Origin of the sequence: Leptolyngbya sp. NK1-12, from assembly GCF_032598965.1 — a bacterium.
GTDB lineage: Bacteria > Cyanobacteriota > Cyanobacteriia > Elainellales > Elainellaceae > Elainella.
On the sequence record NZ_CP053586.1, the window covers coordinates 2,014,916 to 2,036,203 of the forward strand.

Annotated in this window: 18 protein-coding genes; 12 read left to right on the forward strand and 6 right to left on the reverse strand. The window is 52.4% G+C overall.

The features are described from left to right. The first annotated feature begins 38 nt into the window (after positions 1-38). The 4 genes from HJG54_RS08245 (at position 39) to HJG54_RS08260 (ending at position 3,985) form a co-directional block, all read left to right on the forward strand. The gene (locus tag HJG54_RS08245) at positions 39-551 is read left to right on the forward strand and encodes an LptA/OstA family protein (protein ID WP_036003574.1); all 513 of its coding nucleotides are present in this window, start codon (positions 39-41) and stop codon (positions 549-551) included. A gap of 116 nt (positions 552-667) precedes the next feature. Further along, positions 668-1,396 carry an LPS export ABC transporter ATP-binding protein gene (lptB, locus tag HJG54_RS08250; RefSeq protein ID WP_420717351.1) on the forward strand — a complete coding sequence of 243 codons (729 nt, stop codon included), beginning with the start codon at positions 668-670 and terminating at the stop codon, positions 1,394-1,396. A 123-nt stretch (positions 1,397-1,519) separates the two neighbouring features. Continuing rightward, positions 1,520-2,701: an LptF/LptG family permease gene (locus HJG54_RS08255; protein WP_316434396.1), complete on the forward strand. Its 1,182-nt coding sequence runs from the start codon at positions 1,520-1,522 to the stop codon at positions 2,699-2,701. A gap of 138 nt (positions 2,702-2,839) precedes the next feature. After that, positions 2,840-3,985, forward strand: a complete 1,146-nt coding sequence (locus tag HJG54_RS08260) for a hypothetical protein (protein WP_316434397.1) — start codon at positions 2,840-2,842, stop codon at positions 3,983-3,985. Positions 3,986-4,322: 337 nt separating this feature from the next. Here HJG54_RS08260 and HJG54_RS08265 read toward each other — a convergent pair whose 3' ends face one another. Beyond that, positions 4,323-5,750, reverse strand: coding sequence for an NADP-dependent isocitrate dehydrogenase (locus tag HJG54_RS08265; protein ID WP_316434398.1), 1,428 nt, complete (start codon positions 5,748-5,750; stop codon positions 4,323-4,325). A gap of 373 nt (positions 5,751-6,123) precedes the next feature. On the opposite strand from HJG54_RS08265, the gene HJG54_RS08270 reads away from it, so the two are divergent. After that, on the forward strand, positions 6,124-6,813 hold the full coding sequence (locus tag HJG54_RS08270) for a response regulator transcription factor (protein ID WP_316434399.1): 690 nt from the start codon (positions 6,124-6,126) through the stop codon (positions 6,811-6,813). A 184-nt stretch (positions 6,814-6,997) separates the two neighbouring features. Then, entirely contained in the window at positions 6,998-7,744 is a 747-nt protein-coding gene (locus tag HJG54_RS08275) for a GUN4 N-terminal ARM-like repeat domain-containing protein (protein ID WP_316434400.1), read from the forward strand. Here HJG54_RS08275 and HJG54_RS08280 read toward each other — a convergent pair. Next, the gene (locus HJG54_RS08280) at positions 7,726-8,970 is read right to left on the reverse strand and encodes an NAD(P)/FAD-dependent oxidoreductase (RefSeq protein WP_316434401.1); all 1,245 of its coding nucleotides are present in this window, start codon (positions 8,968-8,970) and stop codon (positions 7,726-7,728) included. The two genes, HJG54_RS08275 and HJG54_RS08280, sit on opposite strands and share 19 nt — an antisense overlap. A 217-nt stretch (positions 8,971-9,187) precedes the next feature. Between HJG54_RS08280 and ebsA the strand changes: the two genes are divergently transcribed. Both ebsA and HJG54_RS08290 read left to right on the forward strand, forming a co-directional pair. Next, a complete protein-coding gene (gene ebsA / locus HJG54_RS08285) occupies positions 9,188-9,562 on the forward strand; it encodes a type IV pilus biogenesis protein EbsA (RefSeq protein WP_036003591.1) in 375 nt (124 codons plus the stop codon). Between the two features lie 315 nt (positions 9,563-9,877). Further along, on the forward strand, positions 9,878-10,966 hold the full coding sequence (locus HJG54_RS08290) for a phosphotransacetylase family protein (RefSeq protein WP_316434402.1): 1,089 nt from the start codon (positions 9,878-9,880) through the stop codon (positions 10,964-10,966). A 118-nt stretch (positions 10,967-11,084) separates the two neighbouring features. Here the strand turns inward: HJG54_RS08290 and mrdA are convergent, their stop codons facing one another. Beyond that, positions 11,085-12,908: a penicillin-binding protein 2 gene (gene mrdA / locus HJG54_RS08295; RefSeq protein WP_316434403.1), complete on the reverse strand. Its 1,824-nt coding sequence runs from the start codon at positions 12,906-12,908 to the stop codon at positions 11,085-11,087. 534 nt (positions 12,909-13,442) lie between these two features. Between mrdA and HJG54_RS08300 the strand changes: the two genes are divergently transcribed. From HJG54_RS08300 to HJG54_RS08315, 4 genes are all read left to right on the forward strand, one after another. Continuing rightward, positions 13,443-14,570, forward strand: coding sequence for an ABC transporter ATP-binding protein (locus HJG54_RS08300; RefSeq protein ID WP_316434404.1), 1,128 nt, complete (start codon positions 13,443-13,445; stop codon positions 14,568-14,570). Positions 14,571-14,634: 64 nt separating this feature from the next. Further along, entirely contained in the window at positions 14,635-15,783 is a 1,149-nt protein-coding gene (locus tag HJG54_RS08305; RefSeq protein WP_036003602.1) for an ABC transporter substrate-binding protein, read from the forward strand. A 23-nt stretch (positions 15,784-15,806) separates the two neighbouring features. Further along, on the forward strand, positions 15,807-16,712 hold the full coding sequence (locus HJG54_RS08310; protein WP_316434405.1) for an ABC transporter permease: 906 nt from the start codon (positions 15,807-15,809) through the stop codon (positions 16,710-16,712). Between the two features lie 42 nt (positions 16,713-16,754). After that, entirely contained in the window at positions 16,755-17,573 is an 819-nt protein-coding gene (locus HJG54_RS08315; protein ID WP_316434406.1) for an ABC transporter permease, read from the forward strand. 118 nt (positions 17,574-17,691) lie between these two features. On the opposite strand, the gene HJG54_RS08320 is transcribed toward HJG54_RS08315, so the two are convergent. The 3 genes from HJG54_RS08320 to HJG54_RS08330 form a co-directional block, all read right to left on the reverse strand. Next, entirely contained in the window at positions 17,692-18,210 is a 519-nt protein-coding gene (locus HJG54_RS08320; protein WP_036003610.1) for a photosystem I reaction center subunit XI, read from the reverse strand. A gap of 63 nt (positions 18,211-18,273) precedes the next feature. Continuing rightward, on the reverse strand, positions 18,274-18,390 hold the full coding sequence (psaI, locus tag HJG54_RS08325) for a photosystem I reaction center subunit VIII (RefSeq protein WP_036003613.1): 117 nt from the start codon (positions 18,388-18,390) through the stop codon (positions 18,274-18,276). A gap of 121 nt (positions 18,391-18,511) precedes the next feature. Beyond that, a complete protein-coding gene (locus HJG54_RS08330; RefSeq protein ID WP_316434407.1) occupies positions 18,512-20,998 on the reverse strand; it encodes a hypothetical protein in 2,487 nt (828 codons plus the stop codon). Between the last annotated feature and the right edge of the window lie 290 nt (positions 20,999-21,288).

The following is a 21,288-nucleotide window of genomic DNA, read 5'->3' on the forward strand; positions in this document are numbered from 1 at the left end:
TCTGGTTAGCCCACTACTAGGCCACTACTGACACAGCTATGGTGTTATCTCGATTTCTCTCCTTACCCCATCTTCGCCGGATTGGTGCAGTCGGCTCTGTTTCGGCCCTGGTTGGTCTGGTTGCCAGCTCCACCGCACCCCCCTCAGCCATAGCGCAAGTCACCACACCCGGTCAGGCATTGACGTTACGGGCCGATGTGCAGGAGGCCAATGCGATTACCGGCGTGATTACCGCTCGCGGCAATGTGCAAATTAACTACCCAGCCCGTCAGATCCAAGCCACCTCGGTCCAGGCGCAGTACTACAGTCGGGAAAAGCGGATTGTACTGCAAGGCGATGTTTACGTTCTGCAAGCTGGCAACAGCCTCCGCGGTGAAACCGTTACCTACTTGATCGACGAGGGCCGCTTTGTTGCCCTGCCTGATAGCGGCCAGCAGGTTGAATCGATTTACTTAGTGCAAGATGCGCCTCCAGCTCAAGGTGTTTCTCCCCCTGGCGAACCGCCGTTTAATCCCAAACCCGAGTTCAAACCACCGATCAGCCCTCCATAGCGTCGATTAAGCTAACCAAGCTCAACCAAAAGTCCAATTGACGCAAAAGAGGGGTAACTGCCTTTGATACAATCGAAACCAATTCTTGCCTGCACCCGTGCTTTGGGAGTGAGTCCTTGAAGATTGTGCTGGAAAATATTCATAAGTCCTACGGTAAGCGAGTTGTGGTCAATCGGGTCCACCTCTCGATCGCCACAGGCGAAATCGTGGGCTTATTGGGACCCAATGGAGCAGGCAAAACCACCACGTTTTATATTGCCACTGGCCTGGAAAAACCCGACCAAGGGCGAGTCTGGCTGGATGACCGAGACATTACCGCGCTGCCAATGCATGAGCGTGCCCGGATGGGAATTGGCTACTTGGCTCAGGAACCCAGCGTGTTTCGCAACCTCAGCGTTCAGGACAATATTCTGCTGGTCTTGCAGCAAACTCACGTACCGTCCGAACTGCGCCACGAGCGCCTTCAGTTTTTGCTGAAGGAATTTCGCCTGGAAAAGGTAGCTCGCACCTTGGGTGTGCGGGTTTCGGGGGGAGAGCGCCGCCGCACAGAAATTGCCCGTGCTCTGGCCGCTGGCATCAACGGACCGGAATTCCTGTTTCTCGACGAACCCTTTGCCGGAATTGACCCAATTGCTGTGGCCGAAATCCAGCAGATCATTGCCCGCCTGCGGGAACGCCAGATGGGCATCTTGATCACCGATCACAACGTGCGCGAAACCCTGGCAATTATCGACCGAGCCTATATCATGCGGGATGGACAAATTTTGGCATCGGGCAGCGCTGAAGAACTCTACGCCAATCCACTCGTGCGGCAATATTACCTGGGTGACAGCTTTCAAGTTTAGCGGGGATTGGTTAAGGTTCAAGCCAAAGTTTACGTTTCAGCTGGGTGTTTTTGTTGGTAGGTGCTGTCTGTAAATTTTGTTTGGTTCGCTTTTAGTTCGTTCGCTCCTAATTTTGCTGCCTTTATGACGTCCGGCTTTCCGAAAACGCCTCGCCTTTCCTTTCCTCGCTGGCAGGGATTCCCCAATCTGCCGGTAATGGATCGCTACATTGCCACCGAACTAATCCCGCCGTTTCTGTTTGGTGTCGGGGCATTTTCTTCCCTGGGCGTCTCAATTGATGCGCTGTTCGAGCTGATTCGGCGGGTGACAGAGTCGGGTTTGCCGATTTCGGTTGCCGTGCAGGTGCTGCTGCTAAAATTTCCCCAGTTCATCGCCTACGCCTTTCCGATGTCGATTCTGTTGGCTAACTTGATGACCTACAGCCGTCTATCAAGCGATAGTGAGTTGACTGCGCTCAAAGCCTGCGGCGTCAGCGTTTACCGTATGATTTTGCCGGCTCTGCTCGTGTGTTTACTGGTAACGGGGTTGACCTTCGCGTTCAACGAGCTAATCGTGCCGTCGGCTAACTACCAGGCCACCCTGACGCTTGCCAGAGCACTCAACGATGAAAATCCATCCTTTCAGGAGCGCAATATTCTCTATCAGGAATTTAGGCAGGAAGAAGTAGATGGCGAAAAAGAAGATACGCTTTCCCGTTTGTTCTACGCCAAAGAATTTGATGGTGAACGAATGCGCGGCCTGACGATTCTTGACTTTTCTCAGGAAGGCTTAAATCAAATTGTCAGCGCCAAGTCTGCCACCTGGAACGGCAGCGAAAAAGCTTGGGACTTCCGCAATGGCACGATTTATGTCGTTTCACCTGATGGCTCCTTCCGCAATATTGTCAAATTTGAGGAGCAGCAGCTAAAACTACCTCGTGGCCCACTCGATCTGGCGTCCCAACCCCGCGACTACGACGAAATGAATATTGCTCAGTCGCTAGAGTATCTAGAGCTATTGCAGCAAAGCGGCAGTGAGGACAAGATCCAAAAGCTGAAGGTGAGAATTCAGCAGCGCTATGCCTTGCCCTTTGTCTGCGTTGCGTTTGGCCTCGTCGGGGCCGCCCTCGGCTCGCGGCTGGATCGGGGTGGACGCTCAACCAGCTTTGCCATCAGCTTGGTGATTATTTTCACCTATTATCTCTTGACCGTAATTTTCGGCTCTATCGCTCAACTTGGGATGATTACTCCCTTCTTGGGAGCCTGGTTACCCAATATCTTCGGCCTCACTGCCGCCTTTCTCTTACTGGCCCGCTCTTCTCGCTGAGCTGAGAGTACTCTGGAGTTGAGTCCATCGCGTCAGTGAACCGAGATTCAAGATTCCGCAAAGACCTCACACCCCCTGCTAGCTCGTTGTTGCTGCTGTCTACAATAGAGGGAGTCAGCGTTAGAGGCAGGTAGAGCAATGCCAACCCAACGATCATCGGCTACAATTCGTGCTCTGAAGGCGAAATTGCAAGTGCTTAGCAAACCCAGCGTCTGGGCAGCAGCAATGGTTCTAGGGCTACCGCTACTGTTTTTGGCGGACTACTGGCAACATCCAGAAAAATTCAGCCTCGCCACCTCCGGCGCTAATTCAAATACAGCCGGTGATATAGCTACCGATCTGGCCACCGAAACCGATGCGCTTCCAACCATCAGTGATGCCAGCACAATTCTAGACTTGCCGGATGCAACCGACCTTTCAGGAGCCAATGCCTTGCCCTCTGACGCATCCTCCCTGAAGGTGGATCTGCTGACTCGGCTACTATCCAGCCCATCCTCGAGTTCAGCCTCCAAGCCATCTGCTGCTCCCAAATCCAGGTCGAATTCGCAGCCACGCGCTAGCCGCAATCCCTTTACTGCAGGTTCCAGTCAACCTGCCACTGCTGAGTTAGATAATCTCTTTAGCGCCGATACGACTACACCTACCAATTCAGCATTTCCTTCACAATTGGGCACCAGCTCAGCTGCAAATTCAACTGCCGAGAATCCACTCCAGGTTGCGATTCAGCGCATCTTAGGTCAACCTTCAGCGAGCGAGCAAGCAGCCCCAGCTAATACTCAAGCGGATGTTCAGGCTAGTTCCGAGACCGAGGCAACCGCACAGACCGGTTCCAATTCAGCAACACCCGCTCCTACTGGTGGCCAAGGCTATGGGCAAGGCTATGGGCAACCCAGTTTTTCCCAACCCTCCTTCTCCCAACCATCAGGCTTTCAACCCTCCTACGTACCGCAGACCTCGCCTGCACCAGGCACTACTGGCTACACCCTACCGCCTGCCTTTAGAACTCCCACCAATACACCGGGCTTTTACCCCAACACAACTTCACCCAACTTCACTACACCGCAAATTGCCCCTACCGTACGAACTCAACCTATCCCCGGCAGCTACAGCGGCAGCTATGGCAGCACTCCCGGCTATGGTACGACCGCACCCAGCCCGTCCCCTAACTTTTCAGCGCCCAGTTCTTCAAACGCTCAGTCGCAGCAGGCTCCCTTTTCGGTGCCGCGCACACCGCCAGGGCAGTATATTGGCGGCGGCGAAATCAATACCTTCTCGAATCCGTAAAGTCTAGAAAAGTCTAGATGAGAGACCATCTCATTCCCCTGGGTAAGCTACCGTGTACACACAAGTCTCTCAGCCCCCTGAATCCCCCAATTTGGGGGATTTTGAACAGTTTGGTTGCCCCAGAATCTAGCCCTAACAGGCATTCAAGAAAGGGGGCTAGGGGGCGATTCGACAAGTGCCGACCTAGCTTTGATCACTGGTGTGTTAACCCATGTGTGTTACCCATGTGTGTTACCCAGTAGTCTGGGTGAGGGGAGGTGCCGGAAGTGGAGGGGGATCAGCCGTTTATGTTTGTCATCGGCTCAGGTTGAGCCGACCAATCACTCAGACAACCTGCTCAATCCTCGAAGTGTTTGATAATCGCTTCAGCAAATTCAGAACACTTGAGTGGCGGTTCCACTGGGGGTTCCATTAGGCGAGCTAGGTCATAGGTGACTTCCCGGTTCGAGATGGCGGCTCCGATGCCCTGCTTAATTAAATCTGCCGCCTCTTGCCAGCCCAGATACTCCAGCATCATCACACCCGAAAGAATCACTGAACCGGGGTTGATTCGATCCAGTCCCGCATGTTTAGGAGCCGTGCCGTGGGTGGCTTCAAAAATTGCGCAAGAGTCACCGATATTGGCTCCTGGACCCATGCCCAAACCACCAACAATCGCCGCTGCCGCGTCCGAGAGATAATCACCATTCAGGTTCATCGTCGCCAGAATCGAGTATTCATCCGGGCGGGTTTGGATCTGCTGAAAAATACTGTCGGCAATCCGGTCGTTTACCATCACCTTATCTTTCCACTGGCCGTTGCCGTGGGTCTCCCAGATCGAATCTAGAACTGCCTGCACCTCGGCACAGACCTTTTGCTTTTTCTCGTCGGTGAGGGCATCATAGCCCGGTTCAATTTGGCGGGCATTGTCTTCGATGCTGAGGTCGGATTTGCGTTCTTTGTTGCTGAGAATCCAGGATTCCCGTTCTGTGACGCATTCGGCCCGAAATTCGCTCGTCGCCAACTCATAGCCCCAGTCGCGGAACGCCCCTTCGGTGTACTTCATGATGTTGCCTTTGTGCACCAGCGTCACCATTTGCTTGGGTTTGGGCAACCGCAGGGCATGGCGAATGGCTCGCCGCACTAGCCGCTGAGATCCGGTCTTGCTGATCGGCTTAATGCCAATCCCCGCATCGAGGGGAATTTGCTTCTTGCCATGTTCTGGCGTGGCCGGAATCAAATCTTCATTCAGGATTTTGATCAGCCGTTCGCCGATTTCGCTGCCCTGCTTCCATTCAATGCCAAGGTAGATGTCTTCCGTGTTCTCTCGATAGACGATCACATCCAGCTTTTCCGGCGTTTTGTGGGGTGATGGCGTACCCGCATAGTACTTACAGGGACGAATGCAGGCATAGAGGTCAAAAATCTGGCGCAGGGCCACATTCAGCGAGCGGATGCCGCCTCCGATTGGTGTAGTCAACGGCCCTTTGATGGCAACACCATAGTCTCGAATTGCCGTCAGGGTATCTTCGGGCAAATACTGGTAGGTGCCATAGAGTTCACAGGCTTCATCCCCGGCATACACCTTGAACCAAACAATTTTGCGTTGACCGCCGTAGGCTTTTGCCACAGCCGCATCAAACACTCGCTGCGCGGCGGGCCAAATGTCTACCCCCGTCCCATCACCTCGAATAAAGGGAATAATGGGGTCATCCGGCACCACAGGCTCGCCATTGCTGAACGTAATTCGGGTTCCGGTGGTTGGGGGAGTAATCTTCTCGTACATAGCTGCGGCAGCTCCTGTTCAGCAGTGCAATAGTTCAGACAGTAGATTACCGGATCTCTAGCCCTAGAATGATCCGGTTTGAACAAAAGTGAGGTGAATCGCTCAAATCGATCCCATCTGCTAGGCTGAGAGACAACTGGCTCTGCCCTCACTTCCAGGTCTGATTGTCCCTTAACTGCGCCGATTCCTGCCGCTTGGTTCCGCCAAATCTAAAGTTTTGTTGAGATTGATATGATTGAGCAGGAGAAAAACCGAATTTTTCTGAAGATATGCTGCCGAGATCAGCCATGTTCAGCTTTTTTTGAGCAATCGAGCTGGTAAGGCGGGGAAAACCTAGTATTTGACGTTTATAGTCTAGGTTGTCGAGAGTCAGATGAAAAAAGTTTTAATCGTTGATGATGATATTACCTTAAGGACGGCGCTGACCCGCTATCTGCAAAATCGTGGCTACTCGGTGCAGGAAGCTACTTCCGGTGTCGAGGGATTAAATTTGTTTGAGCAAAACCCACCTGATGTCGTTGTCTCCGATGTGCTGATGCCAGAAATGGACGGTCTGGAATTTTGTCGTCGTCTGCGCGCCACCCGCTCCGGTCAGCTCGTGCCGTTTATTTTCCTCTCGACCCGCAAAGACGTAGACGACCGGGTGCAGGGGCATCAAATGGGAGCCGATGATTACCTGGTCAAACCGTTTGATCCAAAAGAACTGGTGGCCAAGATCGAAGCCCAGCTCGAACGCTCACGCCGCATCCACGCCGAAATCATTCGCCTGATGCAGCAATCCCATTTTGCCAATTCGGCCACTCCCCCTACCCCGCCGGAAGTACCACCCTCGCCGCCTCAGCCCCTGCCGCTGACTCCAGCCGAAGAGAAAGTGTTCTGGGAAGTGATTCAGGGCTTCACCAACAAACAGATTGGCGACCGGCTGTTTGTCAGTCCTCGCACGGTGCAAACCCACCTCAGCAACATTCTTAGCAAGCTGCATTTGGAAAGCCGCTCCCAACTGATTCGCTATGCCTTTGAGCGGGGCTACCGTCCGCCAGCCGAAAAATCGGAAGCAGACTGACCGCTGCCAAGGCCAATGCTGGTAAGACTGATTCGCGTCAGAGATTCATAATCCTCGGTAGGGCGGGGCATGCTTCCCTCTACAATGAAGATTGAATTGTTTCTGCTGAGAAACCCAAGCGGCGCTCCTGCCCAGACACTTTGCTGCGGATACCCTGAAGCCAGCTTTTTGTAGTTTCTGAATCATGCCTGACGTGCAGTCTTCTAACCTTACTTCTGCCAATTCTGCGGCTTCTTCTGATCCAGAAGTCACGGAATTTATCGCCAAGTTTCTTGACCGCCTCAAGTCGGAATCTCTGAAAAACCAATTGCAGCTCGTCGAAGAGTTAGCCAGCTCAGGCGAAGCTGGATTAGCGGTGCTGATGCGCTTTTTGCTCGACCGGCAGGAGCATCCCGGCATCATTGAGGGCAAAGTTTACCAAACCCTGGTGGCCGCAGAATCCACGACAGCCCAAACCTTTTTGCAAACTCACTTTCCCCAGGGGATTGTGCCCCTGCGTTCCGACCGGGGAGTGGACTATGCGCCGCTGCAAGCCCTGTTAGCCCAGCAAGATTTTCAGGCTGCCGACCGGCTGACGCTAGAGAAGATGTGCGAACTGGCAGGTCCGCAGGCCGTGCAGCGCAAATGGCTGTATTTCACCGAAGTCGAAAACTTTCCGGTCGTTGACCTTCAGACGATTAATTCACTGTGGCTAGTGCATTCTGAAGGCAAATTTGGTTTTTCGGTGCAGCGGGAGCTGTGGCTGGCCGCCGGCAAAAACTGGGAAAGGCTCTGGTACCAGATCGGCTGGAAAACCGGCAACAACTGGACCCGTTATCCACAAGAGTTTACCTGGAATCTGAGTGCACCCAGAGGCCATCTACCCCTTTCCAATCAACTGCGAGGCGTGCGGGTGATTGCCGCGTTGCTGTCTCATCCAGCTTGGGAGTAGGAAATCCGTCCCATGGCCTGCCCTGCTAACCAGCCGGTGGTCCAAGCACTCTGAAAATTAAACCCGCCAGTCACCCCATCGATATCGAGAATTTCGCCCGCGAAGTAGAGACCCGGACAGAGGCGGCTTTCCATTGTTTTGAAATCCACTTCCTTGAGGCGAACCCCACCGCAGGTAACAAATTCATCCTTAAACACACCTTTGCCTTGCACCGAGTACTGGCCCTGCTGAAGTTCCTGTACCAACTGGTGGATTTCCTGCTTCGACACCTCGGCCCAGCGCTGTTCAGAGGCAATCCCAGCTCGCATCACCAAATACTGCCAAAGGCGACGCGGCAACTCAAATTCGCTGTGGGCTACGACAGTGCGTTTGGGCTGCTGCTGTTTGAACTCGAATAGCTGCTGGCGCAGGGATTCGTACTGGTAGTGGGGCAGCCAGTTGACCTGTAGGGTGACTTGATAGCGCTGGTTGTAGAGTACTCTAGCTCCCCAAGCCGATAGTTTCAAGATGGCCGGGCCGCTGAAGCCCCAATGGGTAATCAAAAGAGCACCCGTTTGCTCTAGTGGCTTTTGATTAGGGAATCGCAACCGCACCTGGACCGACTCCACTGCAACCCCCGCTAAGGCCCGCAGATCTGGATCGGGAATCGTGAAGGTGAACAACGACGGAACGGGCGGTTCAATCGAATGACCCAGTGATTTGGCTAACTCATATCCCTTAGAACTGCTGCCGGTGGCCAACAGCAGCCGATCGGCAGTCAGCATCTGACCCGACTTGAGCTGTACCGCAAAGCCTTTAGCGTTTCGCTCGATGCTTGTGACCGGAGCGCCAGTGTAGATCTGCACTCCTTGCTGACGAGCTGTTTGAATTAGGCAGTCCATAATTGTGCCAGAATCATCGCTGATCGGAAACATGCGGCCATCGGCCTCGGTTTTCAAGACGACGCCATGCTTAGCGAACCAGGCCACAGTGTCCCGAGGCTGGAACCGACTGAAGGCTCCGCGTAACGCTTTTCCGCCTCTGGGATAGTGCTGCACTAAAGTAGCTGGCTCAAAGCAGGCATGGGTGACATTACAGCGTCCCCCGCCAGAGATCCGAACTTTGCTCAGCGGCTGATGGGCTTCCAGCAGCGTGATGTGAGTATGGGGATGGGCTTCAGCACAGGCAATTGCCCCAAAAAAGCCTGCGGCACCACCGCCGATAACAACAATTTGAAGTGATTGCAATCGATAAAAGTCCTAATACGTTCAGTCATTCAACGGAATCTGTTGTGATTCTATTGCTTGATTCTATTTAAATTTGCCGTAAAGATGTATGGCGCGAACTGGTGTAGGGAATACTAGCTATTAAGGTGTTGTTTGAAGGTCCGAATCGTGAGTTCGGCAGCGCCCAATCAATCCCACTGCAAGGCTACAACTAGCAGCAATCCAGGAAGATTTGAGCATGTCTCTAGAGAAACTCCAACCTGCAAATCCTCGTGATGTTAGCGTCTATGCTCCGTACTACCAAGGCCGCAAACGGAGTGCTTTACCCCTAGCAATTAGCCTATATCAAACTGGAAATTTAGAAGGATTTCGCAAAATCGAAGGTGGAGAAAGTATTCCCTTTATTGCAACCTGGAATATCTCTTCAATTCCGGCTGACTTGACTCGCTGCCGCATGCAGTTTGACGGCAACGCCGAGTTGAGCTACGAGGTTACAATGGCAAACTTCGAGTTTGTTGATTTCCTGATCGAAGTGCTGTTTATCTTCAAGAGCACACGAGTGGCTGATTTTTCCCAAGCCTTTTATCGGAAACTACTGCGGCTGGATGATTGAGTAGAAGTCATTCAACCCAATTAAACAATCAAGAAGTGTGGGCATCTTGCCCACCGCAGGCGAGACGCTTGCACTACAAACTGTTCAAATGATTAGATTGGCTTACTAATTGAGTCAAACTCGATACAACCGAGATCAGCCGGGGGTAGGAAGTTCTGTCCCCGGTTTGTTTTGCAAGCCATACTGGTTATTACAGGTATGGAGGGGTGATACTATCAAACGAAACGTTTTCTTGAGCTAGTCGTTAAAAAGCAAACGATTCCATCATCCTTTTCAAGTTACGTTAGTAAGTCAGTTTAAGTTAGGAGCAGAGATGTGCCAAAGTCCCCAAAGTTTCTCTTCGTTGGGTCATCTGAAGCATACAGCGGTAAATCAGCCATTGTTCTAGGGATCGCGCAGCAGTTGCAATCAAAAGGGTTGGACATTGCCTATGGGAAACCGCTGGGCACCTGTTTGACTCGCACCCAAACCGAGGTAATCGAAGAAGATGTGCTGTTTATGGCTAACACGCTCAATCTACCAAAAGAGCGAGTCTTGCCGATGCTGCTTCCCCTCGATGAGATTACCATTGCTGACTACATCAGCAGTGAAGGCCAACTCAGCTATCAGCAGCAGTTGCAATCCTATAGCCAATTCTCCGCCAGCGATTTAGTGGTGCTGGAAGGAGCCGGAACTCTACAAGAAGGCAAACTATTCGATTTAACGCTGCCCCAACTGGCCCAACGGCTAGATGCCTCAGTCGTGCTAGTGGCTCGCTACCATTCAGCGCTGATTCTCGATAGCCTGCTAGCCGCCAAACAGCAGCTTGGCTCTCACCTGATTGGCGTCTTGCTCAACGATGTTTTGCCCGATCAGCTCGAACGAGTCCACAGCCAAATCCAACCCTTTTTACAGCAGCAAGGGATTGAAGTTCTTGGTATCCTGCCCCGCAATGATCTTCTTCGTAGCGTGAGCGTGCGGGAGTTGGTACATCAACTGAATGCCGAAGTGCTCTGCCGCCCCGACCGGCTTGATCTGATGGTTGAGAGCCTCAAGATTGGTGCCATGAATGTCAATTCGGCCCTGGGGTATTTCCGCAAAGGTCGCAACATGGCCGTCGTCACCGGCGGTGACCGCACCGATATCCAGCTTGCCGCTCTAGAAACCTCAACTCAGTGCCTAATCCTAACCGGCCACCTGCCGCCTTCTTCTACCATCCTGACGCGAGCTGAAGACCTAGAGATCCCGATTCTCTCGGTCGATCTCGACACCCTCACAACCGTGGAAATCGTCGATCGCGCTTTTGGCCAAGTTCGTCTGCATGAGCCGATCAAAGTTCAGGCCGTCTATCAAATGATGGAAAAGCACGTCAATTTTGATCAGCTACTGACCAAGCTGGGTTTAACGCCGATTCCAACAGCCTAGTTCAATCAGTTTTGAGTTTTAAGTTTTAAGTTTTGAGTTTTAAGTTTTGAGCTTTAAGTTTTGAGTTGGGATCGGTCATTCAATCAAGTTGATCTCAACTCAAAACTCAAAACTTGATTTAGTCGCTTGTAACATCAGCAGGTTCAGCAGCGCCGGTTGCTTGGGTACCGTTAAAATAGGTTTCTAGAACCTGTCGCACCATTGGGGCTGCTACCTTACCGCCGCCACCACCTGAATTTTCGGCAAAGGCCACAACCACAATCTCTGGTTTATTGGTTGGGCCATAGGCTCCAAACCAGGCATGGGAGCGCCGGGGTGGATCCTCTGCCGTACCGCTCTTACCCGAGATCGGGGGCAGATTGGGCACATTAATCGCCTGACCCGTGCCGCCGGTAATTACCATGCGCAACCCTTCCTTCAAGACATCTAGCGTTACATCGCTGATATTGAGCGTTTCTCGCCAGTTTTTGGCATCTTCGTTGTCATACAACAGATGGGGATGGACGCGATAACCACCATTGGCTGGTACCGCAAACATAACGGCAACTTGAAGTGGACTCGATTGCAAATAACCTTGACCAATCGACATGTTAACCGTGTCGCCGGCGTACCAGGGTTCCTTGAGTTCAGCTTGTTTCCAAGTTTCATCTGGTACTAATCCCGCGGCTTCTTCTTTGGCAATTTCAATGCCAGTTTTTTGCCCGAACCCATAGCGTCTTGTCCACTGAATTAGATTGTTTCCACCCATGCCAAGGGCCGTTTGGTAAAAGAAGGTATCACTACTCCAGGCCATTGCTCCTCGAAAGTCTAGAGGACCAAATCCAGCCCGGTTCCAATCCCAGAATTGAATACCACCCACCTCTAGATAGGGAAAGGTGCTTAGCACTGTGTCTGGCGAGTATTTACCCGACTCAATCGCTGCGGTCGTGGTAACAATTTTGAAGGTGCTAGCGGGTGGATAGCCCTGGAGGGCACGATTCACAAACGGAAATTCTTCGCTTTGCAACTGCTGCCACTGAGCATCGGTAATGTAGGTCGAAAACAGATTGGGGTCAAAGGCCGGACGGCTGACCATTGCCAATACGGCTCCGTTGCGGGGATCCATCGCCACAATTGCACCCTTGCGGTTTCCCAAGGCTCGTTCAGCAGCCCGCTGAATGTCTAAATCAATTGTGAGCTGCACGTCATTACCGGCTCTGGCTTGTTTTTCACCCAAAATCCGTAACACTCGACCGGCACCATCCACCTCGACCTGCTGGCCGCCCCATTCCCCCCGGAGCTGCTTCTCAAAGGCCGCTTCTACGCCCATTTGTCCGATCACATCCCCTAAGCGATAGCCTTCATTCTGCTTTGCCTTCAGATCTTCGTCGGTCATTTCGCCCGTGTAGCCCAGCACATGAGCCGCCAAATCGCCATAGGGATAGTTGCGCACGGCTTCGGCCTGCACCTGAACGCCTTTCAGCTCTTGGCTAAACTCTGCCAATGCCGTCACCTGAGCTGGACTCAATCCCCTAGCTACCCGCACTAGCACTGGAGAACTATAGCCGGCCTGCTCTAACCGATCCTCAATGTTCTGACGGGGAATGTTGAGCAGCTTGGCAAGGCGGGGCAAAATCTGCTGCCATTCTTGCCGTGAGTTGGAGATTGGCCAGAGAAACACCGCATAGGACAAGCGGTTGCCTGCCAAAATCCGACCCTTGCGGTCCAAGATATTGCCTCGTTCTGGCTGGCGAGGAATCAGGCGAACCCGGTTGTTATCCGCTAGCTGACGATTGCGCTCGCCTTGAAATAACTGGAGATAGGCTAAACGGGTACTAATACCGCCCACCATCACCAGCGTCACAGCCAACATGACAAACAGCGACTGATAATGGCGGCCTACTGTGCGAGCGCTCGACTGTTTTGGTTGCTGCGAAAGGGGAGAATTTTGCGTCAGATTCATAAGCTAGCTAAAGCAATCACCAAACTCAGTTTTGGGAATTCAACGACGATGATGGTTGGGATACAAGAGTCAGAAGCCAGGAGTCAGGAGAGGGTCTGACAAGGAGCTATCAACGCTTGATAAGAAATTTGATGACACCGCTGGCGCACCAAATTTCTACTATAGAGTGGTTTCAAACCAATTGGTTCCGTGAATTGCATTTCACGACTGATTCAGCACGGCTTAAGTGCTGCACTCAAGCACTAAATTCAAGCATCAAATGAACGGGCTAGATTCTTCACTCCAGCAGTTTTAATTTCAGGAATTGGCTTAAATTGCCAGCCGAATTTAATCGAGGGTATGCTAAGGGACAAAAAGCAAAGGAGTGAAGCAGTAAGCAGTATGAGTAAGGCATTGATGCCATTGGCTGTGCCACTCCGCGCCACTTAAAACATTTCAGACTGTTTGAGGAGCGCCCTTTGAATCAACTCGTAGAACCAACTCGCAAAACTTAACCGGAACTTAACCTGAAACTTTGAGGGGAACTGGCTACCTATGTCTCAGACCGTTATCCAAAATCAAGATGTTGCTGAAACCGGTACCAAGCTTGATGTTGAACTGCGCAAAGTATTCAAGGTATTCAATGGTGAAACAGCGGTACGCGGCATTGATTTAGAGATTCATCAAGGCGAGTTCTTTAGCATTTTGGGACCATCCGGCTGCGGCAAAACTACCACGCTGCGCATGATTGCCGGCTTCGAGGAACCGACCGGCGGCGAGGTGCTGATTCGCGGCCAATCGATGGCGAACGTGCCGCCCTACAAACGTCCAGTTAACACGGTGTTTCAGAGCTACGCCCTGTTTGGACATATGACCGTCTGGGACAACGTGGCCTTTGGCCTGCGGTTGCAAAAAAGCAGCAAATCTGAACTACAAACGCGAGTCGGGGAAGCACTGCAGCTCGTAAAGATGGAAAACCTGGCACGGCGGTATCCGGCTCAGCTCTCAGGAGGACAACAGCAGCGGGTGGCGTTGGCGCGGGCGCTGGTAAATCGGCCTACGGTCGTTCTGCTAGATGAGCCACTAGGAGCCTTGGACCTGAAACTGCGCAAAGAAATGCAGATGGAGCTATCGAACCTGCATCGAGATTTGGGCGTCACTTTTGTGATGGTGACCCACGACCAGGAAGAAGCCCTCAGCTTATCGGACCGGATTGCCGTGATGAATCAGGGCCGAATCGAACAGATTGGCAGCCCCAGCCAAATCTACGAGTATCCACAAACTCCCTTCGTCGCCGACTTTATTGGCGATACCAACCTGTTTCAGGGGCAAGTTGAAGCTTCCTATCCTTCAAGTTTGCAGGTTGTTACCCCAAACGGGTTAACCATTCAGGTCAAGCCACAGGACAATGGGCAATTATCGCCCGGTGATTCAGTAGTGGTAAGCATTCGGCCTGAGAAAATCCATGTTAGCTCCGGTGCAGCCCCTGAACAGATGAATTACTACGATGGCGCGCTGAAAAACGTGATGTACATGGGCACCCATGTACACTATGTCGTGGAACTCAACAGCGGCGATACAGTAACCGTGTTTCAAACCAATCGAACCGTAACTCTGCCCAGCCTCAACTCCCCCGTGCGGATCTACTGGTCCGCCGCAGATTGTATTGCCCTGCCGGTTTAACTTGCGTGCTCGAAATGAACTAGAGTGAATGTGTACGTTACCCAGTAGGAGTTAGGAGAGAGTAATGCCTCCGACAAATCCCCAGAACTTTTCGGTTTCTGCGACCACCAGACGGCGGTTTCTGCAAGCTTCAGCCGCAGCCGTGTCAGGGATTGTCCTTTCCAACTGTGCCCGTAATCTATCCGGCTCGAATGCGCCAGGGACCGCTAGTCCCGAACAGACCAGTTCTAGCCCTAGCGATTCCACCCTCCGCATCTTCACCTGGGCTAACTACACCGATGATGAACTGCTGAAAAACTTTAAGGACAAAACCGGCATCCAGGCCATTGTCGAAACGTTTGATTCCAACGAAGCCATGCTGACCAAAATGCAGACGGGCGCTGGAAAAGCCTATAGCATCGTCTTTCCATCAGATTACAAGGTGGAAGAAATGATCAAAATGGGGATGCTATTGCCGCTCGACAAATCCCGCTTGAAGGGAACCGAGAACCTGATGCAAAACTGGCAAAACCCTGGCTACGATCCCGACAACACCCACAGTATTCCTGCGGTTTGGGGCACCACCGGCCTGATTTTCGACCCAGAAAAAGTCAGCAGCGAGGTCAAAGGCTGGGATTACGTTTGGGACAACGTGGACCAGCTGAATCGACGCCTCTCGATGATCAACGATGTGCGAGAAGTGTTTGGCGCGACGCTGAGGTATTTAGGCTACTCCTACAACTCCACAAAAGCCTCAGAAATTGAGGCAGCTTACGAGAAACTGCTAGAGCTGAAGCCCGCTATTGCTACCTTTTTGACAAACGGCTGGGAAGATCAGCTAGCGAGCGGTGATTTGGCCCTATCCATGGCCTATTCCCAAGACGCGCTGAATTTAATCCAAGAAAGCCCCAATCTAAAATACATCGTGCCTGAAAGCGGCTCATCGCTCTGGACTGACACAATGGTGATCCCCAAAACCGCTCCCAATCCCGATGCCGCCTACGAATGGATCAACTTTATGCTGGAGCCAGAAAATTCGGCCCGATTGGTAGAACGGCTAAAAATCTCGACCCCGAATCAAGCTGCCTACGAGAAACTGTCCAGTGACCTGCAGCAGAATGAAAATCTGTTTCCTTCCAAAGCAGTCCTTGCCAAATGTGAAGGCATCGTTCCCCTGCCTTCCGAAGTCACCGAACTCTACGACCGCTACTGGACGCAATTAACCAGCACTTAAAACTTTTCTCGCCTCTGCTGTCTATGTCACTGACCACCACACCTTCTGGTGCTGAACCTACTCGAGCGCGCTCAGGATGGCATCCAGCTAAGTTGATTCAGCCATTTGTGCTGCTGGCACCGGCAGGAATTTGGCTGCTGCTTCTGTTGGTGTTTCCGACGCTGTTAATTCTAGAACTAAGCCTGATTCCAGGATTTCGCTTGGGGCAGCCAGCCGGAGCCTATGGCCTGGGCAACTATCTGGAGATTTTTCAACCCGTTTATTTTCAGGTGGTGCTGCGGTCGCTATTCTTTGCGGTTGGCTCCACGCTTCTCTGCCTGCTGCTGGGATTCCCAGTTGCCTATTGGATTGCGATTAAAGCTCCCAGACGCTGGCGCAATTTGCTGCTGGTCAGCTTTATCCTGCCGCTGTGGACCTCTTCGCTACTGCGGGCCTATGCCTGGATCACAATCCTGCGACCGAGCGGATTGCTCAACTCGCTGCTGGGAGTGTTTGGCTTACCAGGGCAGGATTGGCTGAATCGTAGTCCAGCCGTGTTTATTGGCATGGCCTACAGTTTTTTGCCCTACATGGTGCTGATTCTCTATGCCTCGTTGGAGAGGCTGGATCGGCGATTGCTAGAGGCCGCGGCTGATTTGGGAGCTACTCCCCAGCAGTCGTTTTGGAAAATTACCGTACCCCAGACGCTACCTGGTATTGCTGCCGGCGGGTTACTGGTGTTTATTGCCAGCCTGGGCGATTTTGTGGTGCCAGAATTGCTGGGAGGTGCGTCCAGTATGACGGTTTCCCGCTTGATCTACAATCAATTTTTAGGCGCGACTCGCAATTGGGGCTTTGGTTCTAGCCTCAGCATAATCTTGATTTTGGCCGTTAGCATCGCGATCGCACTGTTGCTAAAGTATGGCGATCGCAGCTCGGCTCAACCCTAAAATTACCCCTCTCAATTTCTCCAGTTACCCAAGGAGCGTGATGTGACTTCTCTGCCTTCTCCACCCGGCTCAAAGCGTTCCTTTTCCTGGCAGTTTGTCATCACCCTACTGATGTACAGCTTCATGTACATCCCGATTTTAGTGCTAGCGTTTTACAGCTTTAATGCTTCGCGCTTTAGTTCTACTTGGGGTGGATTTAGCCTGCGCTGGTACAGCAGCCTGCTGAATGATTCTCGCATTCTCTCAGCCTTGGGCGACAGTTTGAGAGTGGCGATTTGCGCCGTGGTGATTTCGGCAGTAGTAGGTACGATGATGGCCGTTGGGCTTGCCAAGTATCGGTTTCCGGGCAAGGGACTGTACCGGGGTGTCTCTTACCTGCCGCTGATCATTCCGGATATTGCGATTGCAGTGGCGACGCTAGTGTTTTTGGTGTCGATTGGGGCCTCCTTGAGCCTCTGGACGATTATCGCCGCTCATATCGTCTTCTGCCTTGCCTATATTGCTGTTGTGGTCTCCACTCGGCTGACCGGACTCAATCCCCATTTAGAAGAAGCGGCTCTCGATTTGGGGGCAACGCCATTTCAAGCCTTTCTGAAGGTGCTGTTGCCCGAACTGATGCCCGCGATCTTTTCCGGCTGTCTGCTGGCCTTTGTCCTCAGTATGGATGATCTGCTGATTGCTAGCTTTACTGCTGGTGGGGGAGCCAACACACTGCCAATGGAAATTTTCAGCCGCGTCCGGACTGGTGTGAAGCCGGATATCAATGCCCTCAGCGTGATTTTGATTCTGTTTTCCGGGTTTTTGGCTTTCCTGTCGGAATACATCCGCTTCAAGAGCGAGCAGCGTCGGCTGAGACAGTAGCCCCATTCAGCAAGTTCATCAGGTATCAATAATAAAAAATAATAAAAATGGCACGATCAGCGAATGATCATGCCGGTGAATTTGGAGTTTTATGTCAGAAGCGTGAGGTGCTCAAACGTTAGCCAACCATATTGCCAAAGGTTTGCAACACGCCCGACTTAAACACCTCATAGATGATGTAGGCAAAAGCTGCACCGCCAATACCGCCAATCAGGAAGCTGCCGGCAAATTCACTCCAGCCTTCGGAGTGCTCTAGGCTAGCTGGAGGATTGGGATTAGTCACTGTGCCGATCGGCTTCTTGGGGTTTGAACCCGCATACAGCGACAAACAGACGGTGAGAATCACTACGAGAATCACCGCTTCAATTAACCCTACAACATCCGAGACGCCGGTATTGCGAAACTGGCTGGTGTAGGCAAAGGGGCCAAACAGTAGATAGCCGTGGGCCATGCCAACTTCCAAGCCGCGCCGCTGTGGGGACAAGCCCTTACGGTAAGCCGGCAGATTGTTGATCAGTGCCTTTGTAAAATCAGACGAATTGATTGGGGTAGCGAGATTCCCTACTTGGGGATCGCCAGCAGCACTCACCACTTCCTTGTTAGCTTGTGCCTGTACGCCTGAAGGCAAGTTTTGCATCTTGATTTATCTCCTCTCCAAAAGCGATTTATCTATGATTGGATGAAATGGCTTGAAATGGGCTTAAATGCCGCTAGGATCTTCCCGCTCGATATAGATGAACAAAAACGCCATGACGACTGCGGGAAATACCCAGCCGATGATAGGAACAAAAATGGAAGGCAAAAAAGAAGCTGCCATTAGTTCGACTCTCCTGGTTGAAACAACGAACCTTAGAGCCAAATTTACTGTGAATTGGCACCAAATACCTGACTGCTAAGAAATTTTAACAACTGTGATCTTTACTCAAGTTGATTAGCGATTAAATCTCCAGCCCGTCGAGGGAAAGCGGCGACAAATCGGGCGGCACAATCGGGCGCGTCAGGGTGACTTTGTCACTTTCTCGCTGGGTGGCGATCTCCACCGCAATCGCTTCGAACTGCACTTTGATGCATCCGGGCGGCACCATTACCTCGGTCCGAGCCATTTGATTGCCAAACCCGTCGGGTAGAAAATCAATAATCCAGCGCGGTGTGCCGATCAGTTCTCGCGTTTGCCGGTCTCGCAGCCAGAGTTTGACATACACCCTAGCCTCCAAACTGGGCAGCTTGACCGTAACGACAAAAGGCCGTCCGGCAATCATGTCTCCGGTAGGCAGCTGTAGACGGGGTGTTGGAATTGGTTCATCCTCAGGCAGCACCGGTCCCAATGGCGTTTCTGGTTCGGGAGTTGCATCCCCTGGGTAGGTTGGTCCCACTCGCTCATCCTCGACCACAATTTCCTGTGCCGCCAGCTCTGCGTCTAATCCCAGCGAGTAGGTAGGAACCGCCATTTCGGTTGGGGATAGGGAGAGGGTACTGGCACTGGCTTCATTCGACTCAAATGCACTCAAGGCAGCCGCAATTTCGGGATTGGTGGCTAACGCTTGCAGACGCTGGAGGAACCGATGTTGCAGATTCAACGCCCGGAACGAAACATCCTCTGGAGCAGTGGATAAATCAGCTGGTCGCGGTTGACGCTGTCGCCAAATCGGTACCCGTCCACCCAGGTCGTCCCAATTGAGGAATAAATCTGAGCCATCTAGCCCTGTCTCTGACGGCACCCTAGACTCCTGATCGGCTCGCTCAACATTCGACTCAGCCGTTGACTGAGCAGAAGCCTGTTCCGAGCCTGACGGTTCTGACGCTAACTGAGAAACCGATTCTGAGCCTGATTGATCCGCTTTCGCTGCATCTGAATCGGCTCGCTCTGAACCAAGCTGTAGCATTGGCTCCCCTTGCAGCAAATCAGCCGCCGACGTGGAAATCGGACTTTCTTCTGGCTTCAGATTTTGCTCAGGCTGAGGTGCAGTCTCAGGGACAGGCGGAGTGGCGTTGGCAGGAGTAAATGCAGGCAGTTGTAACGATGCATGGGTGCGGGTTGGGTCAGTAGGTCGGAGTTGGGGCGGTAACGGCTGTTGGGAAGAGCGCTGAAAGGTTTTGCTGGTCAGACGGTTCAACTCAACGGCAGGCACAGGCTCGGCAATTACTGGCATGGTCCCCGGCGGCAAGGTTTCTACATCCGGGAAGTCGTTGGCGATCGATTCGATCAGCTCATGCAGATCGGTGGTGACATTGAAGGAGTGAATCGCCAGCACCTGTTGGATTCCCTGAGCAGTGCCCCGGAAGATCAGCTCGCCCAGCACCAAATAGGTTTGGTAATGTTCCGGCAACGAAATTTGACCAGAGAAGGGAAAGGGAGGAACCCGGTTGTCAATCGGGTAGGCTTCATCCATTAAAATTGCCGAGGTCTGCGGATCGTAAAGCCGGACGCGCAGTTCGGAAATCGCGATGGATGCTGGAGGCAGATCGGCAAGAAACTCGACTCGACCGGTTAGATTCAGAGATTCACCCCGCTGAATCACAAAGGTTTCCTGCTCCAGAATCACCTGGAGTTGGGGCGCTAATCCGGCGGCCGGAGAGCTGAGTTCTGCCCGCTCGATGGCAGGTTCCGCTGCGCTATGGATTTCGCCAGTCTTGGCCTCATCCGTCAACGAGGTTTCGCTGGTCAAATCGCTGGTTAGATCGGTCAAGTTGCGGAAGATCGAGTCAACGAGCTGTTCTGACACCTGTTCAATCTGCTGTAGCGCTTGCGATAGGTCGGCAGCAGGCACGGCTGGCTGATCGAGGCTGGCTTCTGAACCGACGGTCTCACTAACAGGCTCACTAACAGGCTCACTAACAGGGGTTGGATTAACCTGTTCCTCTGGTGGACTAGCAACTGGTTGGTCAATTGATGGTACCGCTTCGGTTGCTGCCGCCAAGGGAGCCACCTCCGGAACGGGGGGCGACTCGACCTCAGGCATCGGATTGGCTTCAGCGACTGTCTGCACCGTTCCAGCAACGGCCTCATCGGTAGGTTTCTTCATCGTTTCCGTAGCAGTGCCCTGCCAGTCAGGGTTCCACTCATCGGCGGGCTGTTCTTGCGGCACCACATCCAACTGGACGGCATACTGCCAGTTTTCACCCATCATCTCGGCCATCACATCGCCAGTGCAACGCAACTCCCATAGGCCCGGTTGCAAGCGAGTAAAGGGCAAAATCACAATCAGGCCATCGGGATTGGTTTGGCTAGAGCGTTTGCGGACTCGGCGCACAGGGGGAGTTTCGGTCGTTGCATAATGAGTGACGCGAATCTCCGTCGCAGTATTGGCCCGGTGCGAGCGAGCCACGACGCGATATCGTCCTTCTAAGATTTCGACGCTGGGAGATTCCAAAGGTAACCAGGAGCGATCGCCTTCCTTCTGGATCAGAAATTCCCAAAACTCCATCTGAACCTCCGGTGAGTGGGGAGCTAAGCAGTGAATAGATAGCGATATAGCAAATCAAGCCAAACTAAATCAAGCCAAACCAGAACTACGACGCACACTTTATCACGAGACTTTGAAACACAGCCGTTAAATTTTTGCCTAAAACTTTGCCTGAAAGTTTGCCTGAAAGTTTGCTTGAAAATTTGCTTGAAAACCATCCGGCCCATTTCTGGCAATCTTGCATCCCTGACTTTGGGTTACAAGTCTACTGCATCTGCGACATCCCGCATACGGTAATCCATAAGCGGTCA

Bases quoted from the DNA above. Each gene is read 5' to 3' on its own strand.
- HJG54_RS08265 (WP_316434398.1), bottom strand. From the start codon at position 5,750: ATGTACGAGAAGATTACTCCCCCAACCACCGGAACCCGAATTACGTTC.
- HJG54_RS08255 (WP_316434396.1), top strand. From the start codon at position 1,520: ATGACGTCCGGCTTTCCGAAAACGCCTCGCCTTTCCTTTCCTCGCTGG.
- HJG54_RS08275 (WP_316434400.1), top strand. From the start codon at position 6,998: ATGCCTGACGTGCAGTCTTCTAACCTTACTTCTGCCAATTCTGCGGCT.
- HJG54_RS08320 (WP_036003610.1), bottom strand. From the start codon at position 18,210: ATGCAAAACTTGCCTTCAGGCGTACAGGCACAAGCTAACAAGGAAGTG.
- HJG54_RS08330 (WP_316434407.1), bottom strand. From the start codon at position 20,998: ATGGAGTTTTGGGAATTTCTGATCCAGAAGGAAGGCGATCGCTCCTGG.
- HJG54_RS08300 (WP_316434404.1), top strand. From the start codon at position 13,443: ATGTCTCAGACCGTTATCCAAAATCAAGATGTTGCTGAAACCGGTACC.
- psaI (WP_036003613.1), bottom strand. From the start codon at position 18,390: ATGGCAGCTTCTTTTTTGCCTTCCATTTTTGTTCCTATCATCGGCTGG.
- HJG54_RS08270 (WP_316434399.1), top strand. From the start codon at position 6,124: ATGAAAAAAGTTTTAATCGTTGATGATGATATTACCTTAAGGACGGCG.
- HJG54_RS08245 (WP_036003574.1), top strand. From the start codon at position 39: ATGGTGTTATCTCGATTTCTCTCCTTACCCCATCTTCGCCGGATTGGT.
- HJG54_RS08260 (WP_316434397.1), top strand. From the start codon at position 2,840: ATGCCAACCCAACGATCATCGGCTACAATTCGTGCTCTGAAGGCGAAA.
- ebsA (WP_036003591.1), top strand. From the start codon at position 9,188: ATGTCTCTAGAGAAACTCCAACCTGCAAATCCTCGTGATGTTAGCGTC.
- HJG54_RS08305 (WP_036003602.1), top strand. From the start codon at position 14,635: ATGCCTCCGACAAATCCCCAGAACTTTTCGGTTTCTGCGACCACCAGA.
- HJG54_RS08310 (WP_316434405.1), top strand. From the start codon at position 15,807: ATGTCACTGACCACCACACCTTCTGGTGCTGAACCTACTCGAGCGCGC.
- mrdA (WP_316434403.1), bottom strand. From the start codon at position 12,908: ATGAATCTGACGCAAAATTCTCCCCTTTCGCAGCAACCAAAACAGTCG.